Annotated in this window: 14 protein-coding genes and 1 tRNA gene; 6 read left to right on the top strand and 9 right to left on the bottom strand. The window is 66.3% G+C overall.

The features are described 5' to 3' along the window. Nucleotides 1-26 precede the first annotated feature (26 nt). Both BSY238_RS12070 and BSY238_RS12065 read right to left on the bottom strand, forming a co-directional pair. Complete coding sequence (locus tag BSY238_RS12070; RefSeq protein WP_069039358.1) at nt 27-1,295, bottom strand: ATP-grasp domain-containing protein; 1,269 nt, start codon at nt 1,293-1,295, stop codon at nt 27-29. Further along, nucleotides 1,292-2,704, bottom strand: a complete 1,413-nt coding sequence (locus BSY238_RS12065) for a cytochrome P450 (RefSeq protein ID WP_223300114.1) — start codon at nt 2,702-2,704, stop codon at nt 1,292-1,294. The genes BSY238_RS12070 and BSY238_RS12065 overlap by 4 nt, the downstream gene beginning before the upstream one ends. Nucleotides 2,705-2,969: 265 nt before the next feature. Between BSY238_RS12065 and BSY238_RS12060 the strand changes: the two genes are divergently transcribed. The 3 genes from BSY238_RS12060 to BSY238_RS12050 all read left to right on the top strand — a co-directional run bounded on the left by BSY238_RS12060 (nt 2,970) and on the right by BSY238_RS12050 (nt 6,898). Then, nucleotides 2,970-3,719: a hypothetical protein gene (locus BSY238_RS12060; RefSeq protein WP_069039357.1), complete on the top strand. Its 750-nt coding sequence runs from the start codon at nt 2,970-2,972 to the stop codon at nt 3,717-3,719. 9 nt (nt 3,720-3,728) lie between these two features. After that, entirely contained in the window at nt 3,729-5,237 is a 1,509-nt protein-coding gene (gene crtD, locus BSY238_RS12055; protein ID WP_069039356.1) for a 1-hydroxycarotenoid 3,4-desaturase CrtD, read from the top strand. 158 nt (nt 5,238-5,395) lie between these two features. Then, nucleotides 5,396-6,898: a phytoene desaturase gene (locus tag BSY238_RS12050; protein ID WP_223300113.1), complete on the top strand. Its 1,503-nt coding sequence runs from the start codon at nt 5,396-5,398 to the stop codon at nt 6,896-6,898. Between the two features lie 258 nt (nt 6,899-7,156). On the opposite strand, the gene BSY238_RS12045 is transcribed toward BSY238_RS12050, so the two are convergent. From BSY238_RS12045 to BSY238_RS18785, 4 genes are all read right to left on the bottom strand, one after another. Beyond that, complete coding sequence (locus BSY238_RS12045) at nt 7,157-8,068, bottom strand: alpha/beta fold hydrolase (protein ID WP_223300112.1); 912 nt, start codon at nt 8,066-8,068, stop codon at nt 7,157-7,159. A 94-nt stretch (nt 8,069-8,162) separates the two neighbouring features. Continuing rightward, a complete protein-coding gene (locus tag BSY238_RS12040; RefSeq protein WP_236952597.1) occupies nt 8,163-9,443 on the bottom strand; it encodes a DUF2254 domain-containing protein in 1,281 nt (426 codons plus the stop codon). A 366-nt stretch (nt 9,444-9,809) separates the two neighbouring features. After that, nucleotides 9,810-11,102 (bottom strand): PEP-CTERM sorting domain-containing protein, encoded by a 1,293-nt coding sequence (locus BSY238_RS18790; protein ID WP_223300111.1) that lies wholly within the window; start codon nt 11,100-11,102, stop codon nt 9,810-9,812. After that, nucleotides 11,035-12,246, bottom strand: a complete 1,212-nt coding sequence (locus BSY238_RS18785; protein ID WP_069039351.1) for a PEP-CTERM sorting domain-containing protein — start codon at nt 12,244-12,246, stop codon at nt 11,035-11,037. The genes BSY238_RS18790 and BSY238_RS18785 overlap by 68 nt, the downstream gene beginning before the upstream one ends. A 371-nt stretch (nt 12,247-12,617) precedes the next feature. On the opposite strand from BSY238_RS18785, the gene BSY238_RS12025 reads away from it, so the two are divergent. Then, complete coding sequence (locus tag BSY238_RS12025; RefSeq protein WP_223300110.1) at nt 12,618-13,280, top strand: SOUL family heme-binding protein; 663 nt, start codon at nt 12,618-12,620, stop codon at nt 13,278-13,280. A gap of 114 nt (nt 13,281-13,394) precedes the next feature. Here BSY238_RS12025 and BSY238_RS12020 read toward each other — a convergent pair. Continuing rightward, nucleotides 13,395-13,471, bottom strand: a tRNA-Met gene (locus BSY238_RS12020). 101 nt (nt 13,472-13,572) lie between these two features. Here BSY238_RS12020 and BSY238_RS12015 point away from each other — a divergent pair. Both BSY238_RS12015 and BSY238_RS12010 read left to right on the top strand, forming a co-directional pair. Further along, the gene (locus BSY238_RS12015) at nt 13,573-14,739 is read left to right on the top strand and encodes a UbiH/UbiF family hydroxylase (protein ID WP_069039350.1); all 1,167 of its coding nucleotides are present in this window, start codon (nt 13,573-13,575) and stop codon (nt 14,737-14,739) included. Nucleotides 14,740-14,803: 64 nt separating this feature from the next. Continuing rightward, nucleotides 14,804-15,523 carry a DsbC family protein gene (locus BSY238_RS12010; protein WP_069039349.1) on the top strand — a complete coding sequence of 240 codons (720 nt, stop codon included), beginning with the start codon at nt 14,804-14,806 and terminating at the stop codon, nt 15,521-15,523. A gap of 42 nt (nt 15,524-15,565) precedes the next feature. On the opposite strand, the gene BSY238_RS12005 is transcribed toward BSY238_RS12010, so the two are convergent. Both BSY238_RS12005 and BSY238_RS12000 read right to left on the bottom strand, forming a co-directional pair. Next, nucleotides 15,566-16,765, bottom strand: a complete 1,200-nt coding sequence (locus BSY238_RS12005; protein ID WP_069039348.1) for an acetyl-CoA C-acyltransferase — start codon at nt 16,763-16,765, stop codon at nt 15,566-15,568. Between the two features lie 10 nt (nt 16,766-16,775). Next, complete coding sequence (locus BSY238_RS12000) at nt 16,776-19,175, bottom strand: 3-hydroxyacyl-CoA dehydrogenase/enoyl-CoA hydratase family protein (RefSeq protein ID WP_069039347.1); 2,400 nt, start codon at nt 19,173-19,175, stop codon at nt 16,776-16,778. Nucleotides 19,176-19,212 lie beyond the last annotated feature (37 nt).

Genomic DNA, 19,212 nt, shown 5'->3' with positions numbered 1-19,212 from the left:
TGACACCTGAGGGCTGTCCAGCGCACTCAGGACACTGCGGAAGGCGAAGCGGGGCCGGATGAGGATCCCGGGGCGGTCCCTTCGGTCGTGTCCGGCAGGGTTCCGGATGTCGCCGTCGTCTCGTCCGGCGCATACAGCCCGACGTCGAGCGTGGCGACTTCGCCGAAGGTCGCACCGCTGCGGATCGACAGCCAGATGATCTGCGACGCGGTCAGCGGCATCGTGATGAAGGGCAGCGGATCGCGCCAGCGCCAGGTCACGTCGCGCGCGCGCAGGAAGCGCGAAAGGTTGCGCCTGAAGTCCGGCCCGAAGGCCTTCGGGCTGAACATCGACTTCTGCACTTCGGTCAGGCAGGGGTAGAACTGCTGCATCAGCAGCTGCCGGCGGAAACGAACCGGCTGCGTCCCTGCCAACACCCCGTCCGGCGCCACCACGGCGCGCGCCAGGTCGTCCGGATCGACGAAATGCAGGCCGCTGGTGGCGCGCGGATTGCACTCGATGCCGTGCGCCTGGCCGTCGGCATCCACCACCAGGTCAAAGGAAATGAAGCCGGTGAAGCCCGCTGCGGCGATGAACCGGCTGACCCAGTCGATGACCGGCCGGTGCTGCGGGTCGGCTTCGGTGACACGCTCGAAACACACGGACACGGTGCCCGACATGACCGCGCCGCGATACACCACGGTCACCAGCGGCTGGCCGGCGGCAGCGATCGAAAAGGTGCTCAGCACATTGCCCTTGACCCAGCGCTGCACGATGGCGGGCTGGCCAGGCGCGACCTCGGGCAGCGCCTCGCCCTGCCGGCGGAACAGCACGCCCCGACCGGAGCAGGAATAGACCGGCTTCACGATGTGGTCGCCCGCCTCGGCCAGGTCGACAGCGCCCGGTGTGCCCAGCGCACAGGTGGCCGGCGCGGCCACACCGTAATCGCGGCAGCGGCCGATGAACTGCAGCTTGTCGTGCAGCGGCATCAGCACCTCGGGCGGCATCGCATACAGCTGCACACCGACCGGCAGCCGACCGGCCAGATGGCTGGCGTGCATGATTTCTTCCGACACCGGCACCACGAGGTCGACGCCTTCCTTCAGCACGATGTCGCGCAACTCGTCCAGATAGCGTTCGCGGCCGAGCGCCGGCGCGCTCACCGTGTAGCGCCGCGCCACCGCATTCGACATCGCGCTCAGATGCCACCTGAAAGGTTCGGCCACGATGACGCGCCAACCGAGCCGGTGAAAGCTGCGCGCCAGATCCAGCCCCTTGGGCAGGCGGCCGAGCGTGATCAGCACGACCGGTTTCATGTGCCGGCCCGCTCGCGCAGACGCACGCGGCACATGATCTGGTGCTTCGGCCGCGTCGTCAGGCGCGCCACCGGTCGCACCGCATCGGCGTCGAGCGCGCTGAAATCGAAACGGCGTACCAGGCGCGCCAGGATCAGCGTCGCTTCGGTGGTCGCGAAGGCGGCGCCGACGCACACGCGCGGTCCGAGCCCGAATGGCAGATAGGCGCCGGGCACCAGTTCGTGCTCGCGTTCGGTGCTGAAACGGTCGGGATCGAAATGGTGGGCGTTGCGCCAGTAATTCTCGTTGCGGTGGATGGTCCACGGCGAAATCATGATCATCGCGCCCCGCTTCACCCGGTATTTGCCGATCTGCGTCGCCTCGGCCGCGACGCGCGGAATGAAAGTGATCGGCGGGTACAGCCGCATGGTTTCGCGGAACACGTTGCGCGTGAAGGTGAGCCGGCGGATGTGCTCGAAGCCGATGTCGCCTTCGCCCACCACGGCATCGACCTCGGCGCGCATGCGCGCCACCGTGTCGTGCTGCGAACTCAGGATGAAGAACACCCAGGTGAGCACGCTGGCCGTCGTTTCGTGGCCGGCGAGGAACATCACGCCCAGCTGGTCGATCAGCTCCTTGCGGTCGAATCGGTAGCCGGTTTCCGGATCTTCGGCATTCACCATTTCGGCGGCGATGTCGTTCCAGCGCGTGATCGGACCGGTCAGATGGGTATCGACCAGCTCGCCCAGCCGCTCGCGGATGATGTGACAGGCCGCTTCGACGTCCGGGCGCTGATCGACGCGCTGCCACGCCGGATCGAAAATGAGCCGCTTCCACTCGACCTGGGCCACGCTGCGCTCGAACAGCGTGAAGGCGTCGAACACCTCGCGCGACGCCCGGGTGTCGAACGAGGTCGAAAACACTGTGCGGCAGATGATGTCGGCCGTCAGGTGACTCATCGCCAGATCGAGCGAAAAGGCTTCGCCGGTCAGCGCATGCTCGCGCAGCTTGTCTTCATACGCATCGACGCCGGCCGCCATCGACGGAAAGGCCTGACCGAGACGCATGTGCGAAAAGGCGGGATCGATCATGCGGCGCTGCTTGCGCCAGGTGTCGCCGGACGACACGAAGATCGAGTTGCCGACCAGCGGTTCCAGCGCGCCCACCATCAGGTCGTTCTTCGGATAGATGTCGGTCGGATCGGTCAGGATGTTGCGGTAGAGCTGCGGATCATTGACGATCAGTATCTGCCGCCGCGAATAGCCCAGGTGGCCGACCGGCACGCGGTAGGCGTCGGCGGGCAGCAGGCTCAGCAGGTCGCCATCGCCCTGCGCGATCAGCCGGAACAGCGAAATGATGGGCGACAGCGCCTGCGGCCGTGGCGGAATGTAGGTCGGGCGGGCATCGATGCCCGCAGGAAAAGCTGTCACTTCGGCCGCTGTCCGTGTGCGTTGGTGTGTACGTTGCTGGGTCTGTCGGTCGGTCCGGCGGTGCAGACGACGCCCGGACGGGCAGCCCGCTCCGCGTTGCGGCCCGAGTATAGGTGCGGGACCCGGATCCGGCTTGCCGCACTGCACGATACCGAATCTGTCCGCCTGAGGTTACAGTGCGAAGTGTCAATGTCTCAAGCACCCGCCTGAGTCGACATGTGGATCCCGCCCCTCACCTTTGGCAAGGCCTGTCGAGCGCGCAACAATGTCCGTGTCCGAGCTGTTCCACCTCTTCGTCGCCAGTCACATCGTGACCGGCGCTACCGGCCTGCTCGCGTTCTGGGTGCCGGTATTCGCGAAGAAGGGCGGCACCGCGCATCGCACTGTCGGCAAGGTGTTCACGGTGACCATGCTGCTGACCGGCACGGCGGCGATCGGCATCAGCCTGTGCACGCTGGCCGACCCGGTGTCGACCCACCCGCACCTGACCGAACACGCCGATTTCCGCGACCCGGCACTGGTGCGGGCGATCTTCGGCTGGATGATGCTGGCACTGGCCACATTGACGCTGAACCTGGCCTGGTACGGCTGGCAGTGCATCCGCAACCGGCGCGACCACACGGCCAACCGGGAATCGGTGAATCTCGGCCTGCAGGCCGCAACCTTCATCACCGCCACGAACTGCGCCGTGCAGGGTCTGCTGATCGGTCAGCCCTTGATGCTCGGCGTGTCACTGATCGGCTGGGCGACGGTCGGCACCAATCTGTGGTTCCTGTACAAGCGCCAGCCGGCGGCCAATGACTGGCTGCGCGAACACATCAAGGCGCTGGTCGGCGCCGGCATTTCGGTCTACACGGCCTTCTTTGCCTTCGGCGCGGTGCGCACCTTCCCGACGCTGGCGCTGCATCCGGTGCTGTGGGCAATTCCGCTGACTGTAGGGCTGGCCATCATCCTGTATCAGTGGCGCAAGCTGGCGCGCCCGCGTGCCGCGCTGCCGGCCGGGCAACGCGCGTGAAGGGCGGGCGTGGCGTCTGAACGGGTGGTGGTCATCGGCGCCGGCATGGGCGGACTGTCGGCCGCGGTCGATCTGGCGCGTCGCGGTATCGACGTGCAGCTGCTCGAACGCGCCCCTGCGCCCGGCGGCAAGATGCGCGAGGTGAAGGTGGGCAGCGCTGCCATCGACGGCGGCCCGACCGTATTCACGATGCGCTGGGCCTTCGAATCCCTGTTCGCCGACGCCGGCGCCTCGCTGACCGACGCACTCACCCTGCACACCACCTCGGTACTTGCGCGCCACGCCTGGCGCGAAGGCGGCCGGCTCGACCTGTTTGCCGACATCGAACGCAGCGTCGAGGCGATCGGCGACTTCGCCGGCGCGCACGACGCCGCCGGCTACCGCGCCTTCTGCGCGCGCAGCCGCGAGATCTACCAGACCCTGCGCGGCCCCTTCATCGATGGTCAGCGGCCGTCGGCGATCGAGCTCACGCAGCGCGTCGGTTTCGCCAACCTCGGCGCGCTGTGGCGCACCCAGCCGCTGAGCACGCTGTGGAGCGCGCTCGGCGAGTACTTCCGCGATCCGCGCCTGCGCCAGCTGTTCGGCCGCTACGCCACCTATGTCGGTTCGTCGCCGCTGCGCGCGCCGGCCACGCTGATGCTGATCGCGCACGTCGAACAGGACGGCGTGTGGATCGTCGAAGGTGGCATGCGCCGCGTCGCCGACGCGCTGCAGGCGCTGGCCGAGCGGCACGGCGCCCGCTTCCGCTTCGACTGCCAGGTGGAGGAGATCGTCGTGCGCGGCGGTCGGGTCGCTGGCGTCCGGCTGGCCGGTGGCGAAGTCATCGACTGCGAACGCGTGGTGTTCAACGGCGACGTGTCGGCGCTGGCCACCGGCCTGCTCGGGCCGTCCGTGCGGCCGGCCGCACCGGTCATCAAACCGGCGGAACGCTCGCTGTCGGCCATCACCTGGTGCGTTCATGGCCGCACGCGAGGCTTTCCGCTGCACCACCACAATGTGTTCTTCGCCGAAAACTACCCGGACGAATTCGCTGCGGTGTTCCAGCGGCGCAGCATCGTCGACGCGCCGACCGTCTATGTGTGCGCGCAGGACCGCGCCGATACCCCCGATGGCGCAGAGACGCCGGCGCTCGACCGCGAACGTCTGCTGGTGCTGATCAATGCACCCGCCGACGGCGATTCGCGGCCCTTCGGCGAGACCGAGGTCGCCCGGCTGGCCGACAACGCCTTCGATCTCATGCGCCGCTGCGGGCTCGACATCGACCGCGCGTCGATGGACGCGGTCGCCACGACACCGCACGGTTTCGACCGGCTGTTCCCGGCCACCGGCGGCGCGCTGTACGGCCGCGCCAACCACGGTTCGATGGGCAGCTTTGCTCGGCCCGGCGCGGCCAGTGCCATCCCGGGCCTGTACCTGGCCGGCGGCTCGGTGCATCCGGGCCCGGGCATTCCGATGGCCCTGCTGTCCGGGCGCCGCGCGGCCGAACGGCTGGTCGCCGACCTCGACCATGCGCGCTGAACGCCGCGTCTGCACGCTTCCGGCCCGCCGGGCGGAGCTTTTGTTGACCTGCACGGTCAATCGCGGACCGACACCATGCAATGATTTCGTCGCCTCAGCCCTGAATCGACTTCGCCCCAGTGACCTTGCCAGACTGACCCGTCCGAATGACCGCCTCCATGACTCCCCCCTCTGACTCCGACCGTCCGCACGCACTCGTCATCGGCGCCGGCTTCGGCGGCCTCGCTGCCGCCGTGCGCCTCGGCGCCCGCGGCTACCGCGTCACCGTGCTCGAAAAACTCGATGCGCCGGGTGGCCGCGCCTATGTATACAGGCAGGACGGCTTCACCTTCGACGGCGGCCCGACCATCATCACCGCGCCCTTCCTGCTCGAAGAGCTGTGGGCTCTGTGCGGCAAGACCTTTTCGGACGACATCGACCTGCAGCCGGTCGCGCCCTTCTACCGCATCCGCTTCGACGACGGCGAGCACCTCGACTATTCCGGCGACCCGGAAACCATGCGGCGCGAGATCGCCCGCTTCGCACCCGAAGACGTCGACGGCTACGAACGCTTCATGAAGCAGGCCGAAGCCATTTTCGATGTGGGCTTCACCCAGCTGGTCGACATTTCATTCGCCGACTGGACGACGATGCTGAAGATCGCGCCCGAACTGGTCCGGCTGAAGAGCTACCGCACGGTGTACGGGATGGTCGCCAGCTACGTGAAGAACGAGCGCATCCGCACGGTGCTGAGCTTTCACCCGCTGCTGATCGGTGGCAACCCGTTCACGACCACCTCGATCCTGTGCCTCATTTCGCATCTGGAGCGGCGCTGGGGCGTTCATTTCGCGATGGGCGGCACCGGCGAAATCGTCAAGGGCCTGGTCAGACTGGTGGAGGGCCAGGGCAACACGGTGCGCATGAATGCGGAAGTCGCATCCATTGATGTGACCGACCGCCGCGCGCGCAGCGTGACGCTGGCATCGGGCGAAGTCATCGCGGCCGATGTGGTGGTGTCGAATGCCGATGCGGCGTGGACCTACCGCAAGCTGGTGGCGCCGGAACACCGCCGGCGCTGGACCAACCGACGCCTCGAGAAGTCGAAGTATTCGATGAGCCTGTTCGTGTGGTACTTCGGCACGCGCCGCCAGTACCCGGACGTGCAGCACCACACCATCCTGCTCGGTCCGCGCTACGAAGGCCTGCTGACCGACATCTTCCGCAACAAGGTGGTGGCCGACGACTTCAGCCTCTATCTGCACCGGCCGACGAAAACCGACACCTCGCTGGCGCCGGAAGGCTGCGACGCCTTCTACGTGCTGTCGCCGGTGCCGCATCTGGGCAGCGGCACCGACTGGCGCGACAAGGCCGAACCCTATCGCAAGGCGATCGAGAAATACCTCAGCGACTCCATCCTGCCCGGGCTGGCGGATGAGATCGTCACGTCGATGATGCTGACACCGCAGGATTTCCAGGACAGGCTGAATTCGGTCAATGGCGCCGCCTTCAGCCTGGAACCCGTGCTGACGCAGAGCGCCTGGTTCCGGCCGCACAACCGGAGCGAAGAGGTCGACAACCTGTATCTGGTCGGCGCCGGCACCCACCCCGGCGCCGGCGTGCCCGGCGTGATCGCATCGGCCAAGGTGCTTGACCGCGTGGTGCCTGATCCGCGCCGCGGTTGAGGCAGGAACGATATATAGGGCGACTGTGGGCAGGGTCCTTGTGGGAGCTGTCCTTGTGGGAGCTGTCCTTGTGGGAGCTGTCCTTGTGGGAGCGGCGGCCTCGCCGCGATACGCACTCTGCAATGAGACCATCGCTGCGCTGATCGCGGCGAGGCCGCCGCTCCCACACCCGACACCGCGCCTACCTCCACACAGGCCGCTGCTCCCACAAAACCGTCGCCACTGGCACGGAGAACCGGGCGAATCGCAGCAGCGCGCTCAGCGCTTCAGGAAGGCGCGCACCGGTTCGAGTGCACGCGCCGGCGCTTCTTCATGCGGCAGGTGGCCGACATCCGGCAAGGTCACCACGGTGGCATCGGCGATGGCCGCCTTGTAATCGGCCGCATTGGCCACCGGAATCATCGCGTCCTGCTCGCCCCACACGAGCAGCGTCGGCGCCGTGATGCGCCTGAGCAACGGTACCGGATCGACCAGCTTCACCTGGGCCAACCGCTGCATCATCGCGTCGCGCGCGCCGGGCGCCAGCAGCAGGTCATGGTAACGATCGGTCATTGCCTCGGTCAGCACGGTCTTGTCGGCATATGCCGGCTCAAGGCTCATCTTCAGCAGGAAACGCGGCAGCGTGTGCCGCATCAGCGACATCATCGCCGGCACCTCCGGCGCCTTGTCGTACTCGAAACCCCGGCTGGCGAATCCGTCGGGCGAAATCAGCACCAGCTTGTCTACGCGCGCCGGCTGCGTCGCGGCAAAGGTCCACGCGATGCGCCCACCCATCGAATTGCCGATCAGCGTCGCGCGCGCCACGCCGAGGCTGTCCATCAGCGCCGCTACGATCTGCATGCTGCGCGCGTCGGTGTAGTCGCCGGTCGCATCCGGCGGACTGAGGCCGCTGCCCGGCAGGTCGAAACGGATCACCCGATAGTCGCCCGCCAGCGACTGAGCCCACGGCTCCCAGGTGTGCAGGCTGGCGCCGAAGCCATGCAGCATGATCAGCGCCGGCGCGTCCTTGGGCCCGCTGTCCCGAACATGCAGACGGGTGCCGGCCACCTCCAGCATGTCGCCGGGTGCCGCGAGATAGCGCGCTTCGAGTTCAGCCAGCCGGCGGTCGGGCGTCCACAACCAGAACACCAGAACAGCCAGCAGCACAAGCGCCGCCCATAGAAATTTCACGTTTGACTCCCGCAGACAAGGCATGACGACCGGGCCGGACTGTAGCGCAGTTCGCGCGGGTAACGCCCTCGATGAGTGGCGGCCCGGGTGAGGGTCAGCCGGTGGCCTCGTCGACGGCCGCGCCGTGAAGTTCGCGCAGCGCCTGCGTCGCGGCCATGTAGCGCGCCTCGACGTCGAGCCGGTCGCCCGCTTCCGGCACGGCCTCGCGCGCCCCTCGGACGATCATGTCTGCGTGGCGGCGCAGGCAGCCTGCATCCCGCGCGCTGCGCACGTGGCCGGCGATCTGGGCGATCGCATCGAGCATGCGGATCGCCACGGCCGGGTTCGACCGCGCGTTCTGCCTGATCTGGTTGAAGGCCGTGTCCGTGACGCCTGCAAAGGTGTACCCGTTGGCCACCAGCCGAAGCTGCCCGAGATCGTCAAACCGGAAGGGCGATGGCATGTCACTCCGGGCCAGCCGGCACAGCGCCGATCCCAGTCTGTCCACACAGGCGATCGCCGTGAACGGGTCGTTGATGCCCGGGGACAGCGCGCGCACGGCGATCTCGACCAGCTGCAGGAAGGAGAACTCGATGTCCGCGGTGGCAGTGCGTTGGTTGCCGAGCACGAAGGCGGCGTTCAGCTGGCCCACCAGTTCCTCGGTCACGCGATCGCCCGGCCAGACCATGACCATCGTCTGTCCGCGAACGAGGTAGTGCCCGGGCCGGCATTCCAGCTGCAGCAGCAGATCCTGCTCGCGGGCCAGTTCCATCAGGGCGTCGGCATCGATCAACTGGAGATAACCGTCTTCGAGCGCCCCCACGGGACGCGCTTCGCGCGCGAACGCGGCCGGCAGTTCCGCTTCATCGGGTGGGTTCGGCGTTTCCGATCGGGACTTTCCGAGGTGTCCGGGAAACATCCTGCCGATCCCGTCGTGCAGCTCGTCGCTGACGCGGGCCACGACTACATCCGCCTGGATCGACACCGATACGTGATGGATGAAGTAGATCAGCACCCCGATGCTGAGCACGGCCAGCAGCACGCCGATGCTGACGGACAGCTGAGGCACGAAGGCGACCTCGTCGGCGCGCCGGATGGTGCGCAGCACGAGCAGGCAGTAGACGAAGGTGGCCACGAAAGTGCCCAGCACCACCTGGTTGGCGGTGTCGCGCATGAAATTGCGCAACAGGCGGGGGCCCAGCTGTGACGATGCCAAAGACATCGCGACCAGCGTCATCGAGAACACCGTTCCTGCGATGGCGATCATCGACCCGGCCACGGTGCTCAGCATCAGGCTGGCGCCCTCTGCACCACCGGAATAGCGCCAGCCCAGGCGCTCCAGCCAGTCATCGGTGACGGCGCGGTCGAGCGCGACGGCGCCGAACGCCAGCGCCACGGCAAAACAGGCCATCGCCGCGGGTACGAACCAGAAACTGGATCGGATGCGTTCCCAGTACTTCAGCAGCAGTGCCTTCAAGATGCGTCACCTCGACTGGCGAGCCGGGATCGAAGCGCCCTCGCCGGAGCCGGATGGACCGGCGTCGGTGTGCGGATTCAACCCGAAGCGCGCTTTTCGTTACCGCACAAGGCCCTGGATCGGCGTTCGAGTATAGCCCGGGCGCGGAGGGCGCCGGTTCCCTCACCCTCTCACCCGGGCGCTGCTGCCCGAAGCGTTCCCCCAGAGCGCGGTACGCGGGGAGAACACAGCGCGAGAAGCGAAACGGGGGCCGCAGCCCCCGTCATATGCACTCGATTCCTGAGCTCAGGCCTCGTGGTGCCTGCGGCGACGAACGCCCGCACCCAGCACGGCAAGGCCGGCCAGCATCAAGGCGTGGCTGCCGGGTTCTGGCACGGGCGCCGCCAGCGCAGTGACCTGGAAACCCTGCAGGCTGAGGTTGTCGGCGACGAAGATTTCCGCGCTGTCCGGGCCATCGGTGTTGAGGGTGAAGGTCAGCAGGCCCTGCCTGCCTTCGAGTCCGGTGATGTCGATGCTGAGCATCTGGATCTCGTCGGTCAGGTAATCGCTGCCATGGAAGGTCATCAGGGATTCACCTTCGAACGCGACATCCAGCGTGGCCTCCGTATTGTTCTTGATGAAGGCGATTGGAACGTCGATGAACGCGGTGTCTGGCAGCGTGACGTCGTAGGCCAGAATGCCCGGCGATGCGGTGTGCACTTTGAAGCCGGTGAAGGTGGCATCGCCGCGGATACCGGGGCCGCCGTTACGGGGTGGTCTGATGTACAGGGTGTTCGTGCTGCGCTCGGCATGCTCGGACTTTTCCTGCACGTACTCGCGAACCGTCTTTACGACGTACTCATACGCATTGAATTCCGACACGTTCTGCAGCCAGCCGAGGGCCGTGTCGAAGAAGGTATCGCTCCGGTAGGCAACGCTGTAGTTCGCCCTCAGCATGACAACACCTCTGGCGTCACCCTTGATAGCCAGCGGATTGGCGACGATGTAGTCGTCGATGCGCGCCCGCGGCGCCTCGGACACCACAATGGTGTTGTACTTCGTCGAATCGGGCTCAATGTTTATCGTGTAGGGCTGTTCAGCCTTGGTCGCGATGTAGAACACACCGGCGGTCAGCTGCTCGGAAAACAGGCTGCCCGCCGAAAACGCCTGGCTGCCATAGCCTGGCGAAACGTTCATCCCGATGATCAGCTCGTGGCGATAGTTCACGTCAAGCAAAGGGGCAACGATGTCGCCAGGTGCCTTCAGGAACGCACCGTCCAGCGTGACGGTAGAGGACAGCAACCGTCCGAAATTGGTGTCCGGCTGCAGAAGTATCGACAGTAACGCCTTGCCGGAATCGAATGTGTAGGGAACCGTCAGGGTGACGGTGTGATTGACCGAAAGATCGACTGCACCGGATGCACCACTGAAGGTCGTCAGGGCACCTGCCAGCGCCAGCGTGGCGCGTAGCTTATTTGTTGTCATTATTTGTCTTGGTAGGGGTTGGATTCCGCACACGTTCAAGGCGATTTCAGGCTGCGCCCTGTTCTGACACGCGGCTGCGTTGCGGCTGCATGATTCGGCGACGCGCCACAGCACCGACCAGCGCCATCCCGCCCATCATCAAGGCCCATGTGCCGGGTTCCGGCACTGCGGTCGCCAGCGCAGTGACCTGGAAACCCCGCAGGCTGAGATTGTCGGCCACGAAGATTTCCGCACTGTCCGGGCCATCGGTGTTGACCGTGAAGGTCAGCAGACCCTGCCTGCCTTCGAGTCCGGTGATGTCGATGCTGAGCATCTGGATCTCGTCCGTCAGGTAATCGCGGCCATAAAAGGTCATCAGGGATTCACCTTCGAACGCGACATCCAGCGTGGCCTCGATATTGTTCTTGATGAAGGCGATCGGAACGTCGAGCGTGGCGGCGTCCGGCAGCGTGACGTTGTAGGCCAGGATGCCCGGCGATGCGGTATGCACCGTGAAACCCGTGAAGGTGCCGTCGTTCCGGATGTTGTCGGGAGTCCGCGGCCCCCTTACGTTGATGTACAGCTTGTTCTCACTCGGTGCGACGTGCAGGGAGTTGCCCTCGACGTATTCGCGAAGGGTTCTCGCGGCGTTCAAGGCAGTGGTGTCCGATACGTTCTGCAGCCAGCCGAGGGACGTGTCGAAGAAGGTATCGACGGCGTACACGACGCTGTAGTTCGTGCGCAGGACCACGGCTCCTTCGACGTCACCGCGGATCGCCAACGGGTCGGCGACGGTAACCGTGTCGATGCGGGCCTGCGGCGCTTCGGTCACCACGATTTCCCCCGGTATCTTCGCGACGGAGCCGAGATAGATCCGGTAAGGCTGCGAGGGGCGCCCATCGTAGTACCTGACAGTGCCGTCGCCTTGCTGCTCGGCGATCAGGTTACCGGCGGAAAACACCTGCGGCTCGCCGTAGATGCCACCGTAGTCGGGCGACACCTTCATGTGCAGGTAAAGGTTGTGCACGTAGTTGACGGTCGGTTCGGGGGCGGCAATTTTGCCGCCGGTCTTACGGAAAACGCCATCAATCATGACGGTCGACTTCAAGAAGCGCCCGAAACTCGTGTCTTCCGTAAGCTGGATGGACATCAACTCCCTGCCCTGACTGAAGGTGTAGGGAACCACCGTGACAGCGGTGAAATTGACCGAAATATCGATCGCACCGGATGCACCACTGAAGGTCGTCAGGGCGCCTGCCAGCGCCAGCGTGGCGCGCACTCTCTTTGTTTTCATTGTCGGCTTCGGTGGGGGTTGGATTCTGCGAAGTCACGCCTGCAGCGGACGATTGAAGCGATCCGGTGCGGCGCCTTTTCCCGTCGCGCGCCTGTGCGCTCCGGTGATCGCGCGAGGGCTTCGCAAGATTCGAGCCATTGGGCGAAGGTCCATTCGAACAACGGGTTGAAAAACCGCTGTGACGCATACTGTCAAATCGATCGACGCTTTTCGAAGCGAACCGGACACGGACGGCTGACCCGCCAACCCTGCCCAAGGCGTCGATCCACCGGGGGGTTCAGATTGAAGCTCGATGATTGAACTACCGCTTGAGCGAATCGGCCTGAGCGTCATGCACACAACCCGGGCCCGCTCCCATGCAGTCCCTTACGTCCTTCGTATCCACCCGGCGCGGCCACGGCTGGCGCAAGCTGCTGGTCCCGGCACTCCTTCTGATCGGCCTTTCCATGCCCCTGCACGCCACGGAGGAACCCGAATACCGGGTGGTCCGCACATTCGCTGACTTCGAGGTGCGGCAATACGCCCCCTACACGGTGGCCGAGGTCGTTGTTCCCGGGCCCGCGGATGAAGCGGGCGGTCAGGCTTTCCCGATACTGGCGGGGTACATCTTCGGCAAGAACAAGGGTGAGAAGAAGTTCGCGATGACGGCGCCGGTTACCCAGGCTTCCGCGCCTGCGAAGCTGCCGATGACCGCTCCGGTCACCCAGACCGCCTCGTCTGCCGGCTTCCTCGTGCAGTTCGTGCTGCCCGGGGGCGTGACAGCGGCCGACGCGCCGGAGCCGCTGGATGCGCGCATCCAGCTCCGCGACGTGGCAGCCTTCGAGGTGGCCGTCATCCGCTACTCTGGTTTCTGGTCGGAATCGAACTACGCCGAGCATCTCGGAAAACTGCAGTCGGCATTGCGCGCCGCCGACATGGCATGGACCGGCGACCCGGTGTTCTCGCGCTACGACGCGCCATTCAAACCCTGGTTCATGCGGCGCAATGAAATCTGGTTGCGCCTGCCGTCGCAGCCGTGAGCTTCAGGTGTCTGTGTTCGAAACGGAGAAGTCCACCCGGCTGCATGTAAGCCACATGCGAACGGGGAACCCGCAAACGAAAACGGCCCCCATCGCTGGGAGCCGCTTGAATGCTGGTGGTGATGGGGGGACTTGAACCCTCGACCTACGGATTATGAATCCGTCGCTCTAACCAGCTGAGCTACATCACCCTTTGAAAGGCCGTGGATTGTCGTGGAGCGACCGGGTCTTGTCAAGAATGGCGGCCCGGCCGGACAATCGCGGGTCTTTCATCCATGCGGTCACTTCAGCGATGCAGCAGGATCTTCAGTTCGATGTGGTCATCGTCGGCGCCGGCCTGCCGGGGCTGGCACTGTGTGCGGCGCTGCGCCGGGCGCAGCTGTCGGTGGCGCTGATCGAGGGACGGATGCCGGAGTGGCCGGTCGGGAGCTGGGACGCGCGCGTGTATGCGGTCAGCCCTTCGAGCGCGGCCTTTCTCGAATCAGTCGGCGCCTGGGCGCACCTCGACCATGCGCGCATGCAGCCGCTCGCGCGCATCGAGGTGTTCGGCGACCGCGGCGCACGGCTCGACTTTTCGGCGTTCGACGTCGGCGTGGGCGAGCTGGCATGGATCACCGAATCCAGCCTGATCGCGCGCGAGCTGTGGGAAGGCGTGAAGCGGCAGGCCAATGCCACCTTGCTGTGTCCGGCGCGGCCGGCGAAGCTGGCACACGAGCGCGGCCGCTCACGGCTGACGCTGGAAGACGGTCGCACACTCGACGCCGCGCTGGTGGTTGGCGCCGATGGCGTCAATTCATGGGTGCGCTCGCAGGTCGGGCTGGACGCGCGCTTCACCGATTACAACGAACTGGGCGTGATCGCCAACTTCCACTGCGAAAAGCCGCATCTGGGCTGCGCCTGGCAATGGTTCCGGCCCGATGGCGTGCTGGCTTTCCTGCCGCTGCCGGACCAGCACATGTCGATGGTGTGGTCGGCGCCGGAAGCCAGGGGTCGCGAACTCCTGCAACATGACGCGGCGACACTGGCGATCGAGGTTGCCGCCGCGGGCGATCACGTGCTCGGCGCACTCGAGCTGGTGACGCCGGCAGCCGGTTTTCCGCTGCGCCTGATGCAGGTACCCAAGGTGATCGCACCGGGCGTGGCGCTGGTCGGCGATGCGGCACATGCCATCCACCCGCTGTCGGGTCACGGCGTGAATCTGGGTTTTGCCGACGTGCGCGTGCTGGCCGGCGTGCTGGCCGACACCGATCGCAGCGTGCTGGGTGACGTGCGCGTGCTGCGCCGCTACGAGCGCAAGCGGGCCGAAGAGGTGCAGGCGCTGCAGCTTACGACGCATGCGCTGCACGAGCTGTTCCGCCCGGCCTGGCCGGCGCTGGCCTGGCTCAGAAATACCGGGCTGAACCTGACACAGGGCCTGCCTGTCCTACGCAATGCGCTGGTACGCTACGCGCTCGGTTAATTGGCGCACGAATCAAAAGGCAGCCCATCAGGGCCGCCGACACAGCGCCCCAACAGGAGTTTTCATGTCCATCAAGCACACCGCCGCACTGATGTGCGCGCTCGCCGCCGCATCGGTTGCCTTCGCGGGTCCGGTTGAAGATTCGATCAAGACCGCCGTCGAAACCTCCATCGGCAACGGTTCCAAGGTCGAAGGCGTCACCAAGACACCCTACCTCGGCCTGTATGAAGTCCGCATCGGCGGAGAGATCCTGTACACCGACGAGAAGGCGAACTACCTCATCCTGGGTGAAATCCTCGATGCGAAGTCGCGCCAGAACATCACGCAGCAGCGGGTGAACCAGCTGTCGGGCATCAACTTCGCCGAACTGCCGCTCGAGCTCGCGATCAAGCAGGTACGCGGCACCGGCAAGCGGGTCATCGCCACCTTCGAAGATCCGAACTGCGGCTACTGCAAGAAGCTGGCGAAGGAACTGCTGACGATGGACAACGTGACGGTCTACACCTTCCTGACACCGGTGCTCGGCCCGGATTCGGTCAAGAAGTCGGAAGCGATCTGGTGTTCGCCGGACCGGCTGAAGGCCTGGAATGACTGGATGACCAGCAATGTTGCACCGGCATCAGCTGCCGCAGCGTGCGACACAGCCGGCTTCCAGAAGGCGGCGGCGCTGGGCGAGAAGTACCGCGTGCGCGGCACGCCGACCATCTTCCTCAGTACCGGCGAGCGCATTCCAGGTTACGTACCGGTCGCACAGCTCGAAAAGCGTCTGGCCGCGATCAAATAAGGCTAGGTCGGGACAGACGCCCGCAGAGGCGCCTGACCCGACTCACACCTTCTCGAAAATTCCGGCGGCGCCCATGCCGGTGCCGATGCACATCGTCACCATGCCGGTGCGTGCTTCGCCGCGCTGCATGGCGGCGATGACGGTGGCGGTGCGGATGGCGCCGGTCGCACCCAACGGGTGACCCAGCGCGATGGCGCCACCGAGCGGATTGACCTTTGCAGGATCCAGGCCGAGCGTGCGCATTACGGCCAGCGCCTGCGCGGCGAACGCTTCGTTCAGCTCTATCCAGTCGATGTCGTCCTGCCGCAGACCGGCCAGTTTCAACGCCTTCGGAATCGCCTCGACCGGGCCGATGCCCATGATTTCCGGCGGCACGCCAGCCACCGCGAAGCTGCGGAAGCGCGCGATCGGCGTCGCCCCGGTGCGCTTCACGGCCGCCTCCGACATCAGCAGCACTGCGGCCGCACCATCCGACATCTGCGAACTGTTGCCCGCGGTGACCGAGCCACGCGCCGAAAAGGCCGGGCGCAGCTTCGCCAGCGCTTGGGCGCTGGAATCGGCGCGCGGACCTTCGTCGGTGTCGAACAGCCGCTCGGTCAGGCGCACCGTGTTGCTCGCCAGATCGGGCAGATGGCTGCGCACGCTGTAGGGCAGCACCTCGTCGCGGAAGCGGCCGGCGGCGATCGCGGCCAGCGCCTTGTGGTGCGACGCCAGCGCGAAGGCGTCCTGATCTTCGCGCGACACGCCATATTGCTGCACGACCTTTTCCGCGGTCAGGCCCATGCCGTAGGCGATGGCGACGTGTTCGTCCGACTCGAAAGCGCGCGGATTGACCGTCACCTTGTTGCCCATCATGGTCGGCATGACGGTCATCGATTCGGTGCCGGCGCCGATGGCGATGTCGCACTGGCCGGTCATGATCTTCATCGCGGCATCGGCCACGGCGTTCAGGCCGCTGGCGCAGAAGCGGTTCACCGTGATGCCAGGCACCGACACCGGGAAGCCGGCCAGCAGCACGCCGATGCGCGCCACATTCATGCCCTGCTCGCCTTCCGGCATCGCGCAGCCGACGACCACGTCGCCGATGTCATTCAGGTCGAAGGCCGGCACGGCGGCCACCGTGCCGCGCAGCACGTGCGCCAGCATGTCGTCCGGCCGTACGTGGCGGAACGCACCGCCCTTGCGCGCGACGGCCGTGCGCTTCGCGGCGACGATGTAGGCGTCCTGGATCTGTCGTGTCATGACTGTCTCCTCAATTCCGCAAGGGTTTGCCGGTGTCCATCATGTGCGCGATGCGCGCCTGCGTTTCCGGCGTCTTCAGCAGATCGATGAACTGCGCGCGTTCGACTTCGAGCAGCCACTGTTCGCTCACCCGCGAGCCGGTTTCGATCTCGCCGCCGCACAGCGCGACGGCTGCCGCGCGCGCGACGCGATAGTCGTGCGCCGAAATCAGGCCCCCCTCGCGCATGTTCACCAGCATCATTTCCAGCGTGGCGATGCCGCTGCGTCCGGCCACCATGATGTTCGACGCCTGCAGCGCCGGCCGCCAGGCGCTGTCGGCCATGGCGATCGCGTTGCGGCGCGCGACGTGCAGCAACTCGTGCGCATGCATCACCACCACGTCATCCGGCTTCAGCAGCCCGAGTTCCTGCGCGTGACGCGCGCTTTTCGACACATTCGCCATGGCGATGGTCTGGAACACCGACTGCAGGAAGTTCATCGGGTCCTTCGTCGCCGACGATTCGGCGGCGCGCGATGCGCGCAGGGCGAACTCCTTGCAGCCACCGCCGGCCGGAATCAGCCCGACGCCGGCTTCGACCAGCCCGATATAGCTTTCCAGCGCCACCACGGCGCGCGGCGAATGCATGACGAATTCGCAGCCGCCGCCCAGCGCCATGTTCTGCACCGCGGCGATGACCGGCACCTGTGCGTGCTTGATCGCCTGCGACGCCTGCTGGAAGTCGTTGATGACGCGGTCCAGCGCCCTGAAATCACCGGATTCGAGCACCGGTCGGATCTGCTTCAGGTTGGCGCCGACCGAAAACGGCCCCTGCGGCTGCCAGATGACCAGCGCGTCGAAGTCGCGCTCGGCACGGGCGATCGCCTCGCGCACGCCTTCGAGCACCTTCGGGCCGATGGCCGACATGCGGCTCTTGAACGACAGCACCGGCGCGCGCGCGCCGTCGGCGTCATCCAGCGTCCACAAACGCACTTCGTCACCTTCCCAGATCGTGTGCGTGGCGCGCGGCGTCTCGCCGAGCACGAGTTCGGGAAACAGCTGGCGCGCGTGCGCCGGCAGTGCCGCGCGCGGCTGCAACGCGGCAGCCGACGCCGACCACGATCCGGCCGCCTCGTGCGCACCGTGCCGCTCGAATACCCAGGCTGGCAGCGGCGCATCACTCATGGTGCGGCCGGCGGCGATGTCCTCGCGCAGCCAGCCGGCAACCTGCTGCCAACCGGCGGCCTGCCAGGTTTCGAACGGCCCGGTCTGCCAGCCGAAGCCCCAGCGCATCGCGAAATCGACGTCGCGCGCGCAGTGGGCGATGTCGCCCAGATGCACGGCAACGTAATGGAATACGTCTCGGAAAAGCGCCCACAGGAACTGCGCCTGCGGATGGACCGACGCACGCAGCGCCGCGAGCTTCATCTGCGGATCGCGCTCGGCAAGGATGGCCTGCACCTCCTCTGCCACGGCGCCGGCCGAATCGCGGTAGTCCTGCGTCGCCAGATCCAGCACCTTGATCTGCCGACCATCCTTGCGATAGACGCCGGCCTTCGTCTTCTGGCCCAGCGCACCCTTGTCGACCAGCGCTGCCAGCCAGACCGGGGCGCGGTAGTAGCGCTGCCACGGGTCGGCCGGCAGCTTGTCGGTCATGGTTTTCACGACGTGCAGCAGCGTATCGAGCCCGACCACGTCGGCGGTGCGGTAGGTGGCCGATTTCGGCCGGCCGATCGCCGGGCCGGTCAGCGCGTCGACCTCGTCGAAGCCCAGGCCGAGGCGTTCGGTGTGGTGCATCGCCGCCAGCATCGAAAACACGCCGACCCGGTTGGCGACGAAGTTGGGCGTATCGAGCGCGCGCACCACGCTCTTGCCCAGCGTCGTCGTCAGGAAGGTTTCCAGTGCATCGAGCAGCGCCGCGTCGGTCGAATGCGACGGGATCAGCTCGACCAGCGACATGTAGCGCGGCGGGTTGAAGAAGTGCACGCCGCAGAAGCGGCTGCGCAGGCTGTCCGGGCAACCGTCGGCCAGCGCGTTGATCGACAGGCCCGACGTGTTGCTGGCGAAGATGGCGTCGGCGCGCAGATGCGGCGCCACTTTCGCGTACAGGCCGTGCTTCCAGTCCATGCGCTCGGCGATGGCTTCGATCACCAGATCGCACTCGCCCAGCCGCGCAAGGTCGCGGTCGTAGTTGGCGACCTCGATCAGCGCCAGCCGGTCGGCGGTGGCCAGCGGCGCCGGTTCGAGCTTTTTCAGGCCGTCGAGCGCGCGCCTGACGATGGCGTCCGGGTCGCCCTCCTTGGCGGCGAGGTCGAACAGCACGACCGATACGTTGGCGTTGGCGCAATGCGCGGCGATCTGCGCTCCCATGACGCCGGCGCCGAGCACGGCCACACGACGGATTCGGAACTGAAGCAGGATGGGACGGGACATGACGGTCTCCCGGAAGCGGCACGCCAGCCGCCGAGTG

It is taken from the genome of Methyloversatilis sp. RAC08 (assembly GCF_001713355.1).
In the GTDB taxonomy this organism is placed as follows: Bacteria; Pseudomonadota; Gammaproteobacteria; order Burkholderiales; family Rhodocyclaceae; genus Methyloversatilis.
Note: the sequence above shows the minus strand (reverse complement) of the source record. Positions and strands in the feature narration are given on the sequence as shown.

Excerpts from the sequence above, each read along its gene's own strand:
- BSY238_RS12050 (WP_223300113.1), top strand. The coding sequence starts at position 5,396 with ATGACTCCCCCCTCTGACTCCGACCGTCCGCACGCACTCGTCATCGGC.
- BSY238_RS12010 (WP_069039349.1), top strand. The coding sequence starts at position 14,804 with ATGTCCATCAAGCACACCGCCGCACTGATGTGCGCGCTCGCCGCCGCA.
- BSY238_RS12005 (WP_069039348.1), bottom strand. The coding sequence starts at position 16,765 with ATGACACGACAGATCCAGGACGCCTACATCGTCGCCGCGAAGCGCACG.
- BSY238_RS12015 (WP_069039350.1), top strand. The coding sequence starts at position 13,573 with ATGCAGCAGGATCTTCAGTTCGATGTGGTCATCGTCGGCGCCGGCCTG.
- BSY238_RS12070 (WP_069039358.1), bottom strand. The coding sequence starts at position 1,295 with ATGAAACCGGTCGTGCTGATCACGCTCGGCCGCCTGCCCAAGGGGCTG.
- BSY238_RS12000 (WP_069039347.1), bottom strand. The coding sequence starts at position 19,175 with ATGTCCCGTCCCATCCTGCTTCAGTTCCGAATCCGTCGTGTGGCCGTG.
- BSY238_RS12060 (WP_069039357.1), top strand. The coding sequence starts at position 2,970 with ATGTCCGTGTCCGAGCTGTTCCACCTCTTCGTCGCCAGTCACATCGTG.
- BSY238_RS12025 (WP_223300110.1), top strand. The coding sequence starts at position 12,618 with ATGCAGTCCCTTACGTCCTTCGTATCCACCCGGCGCGGCCACGGCTGG.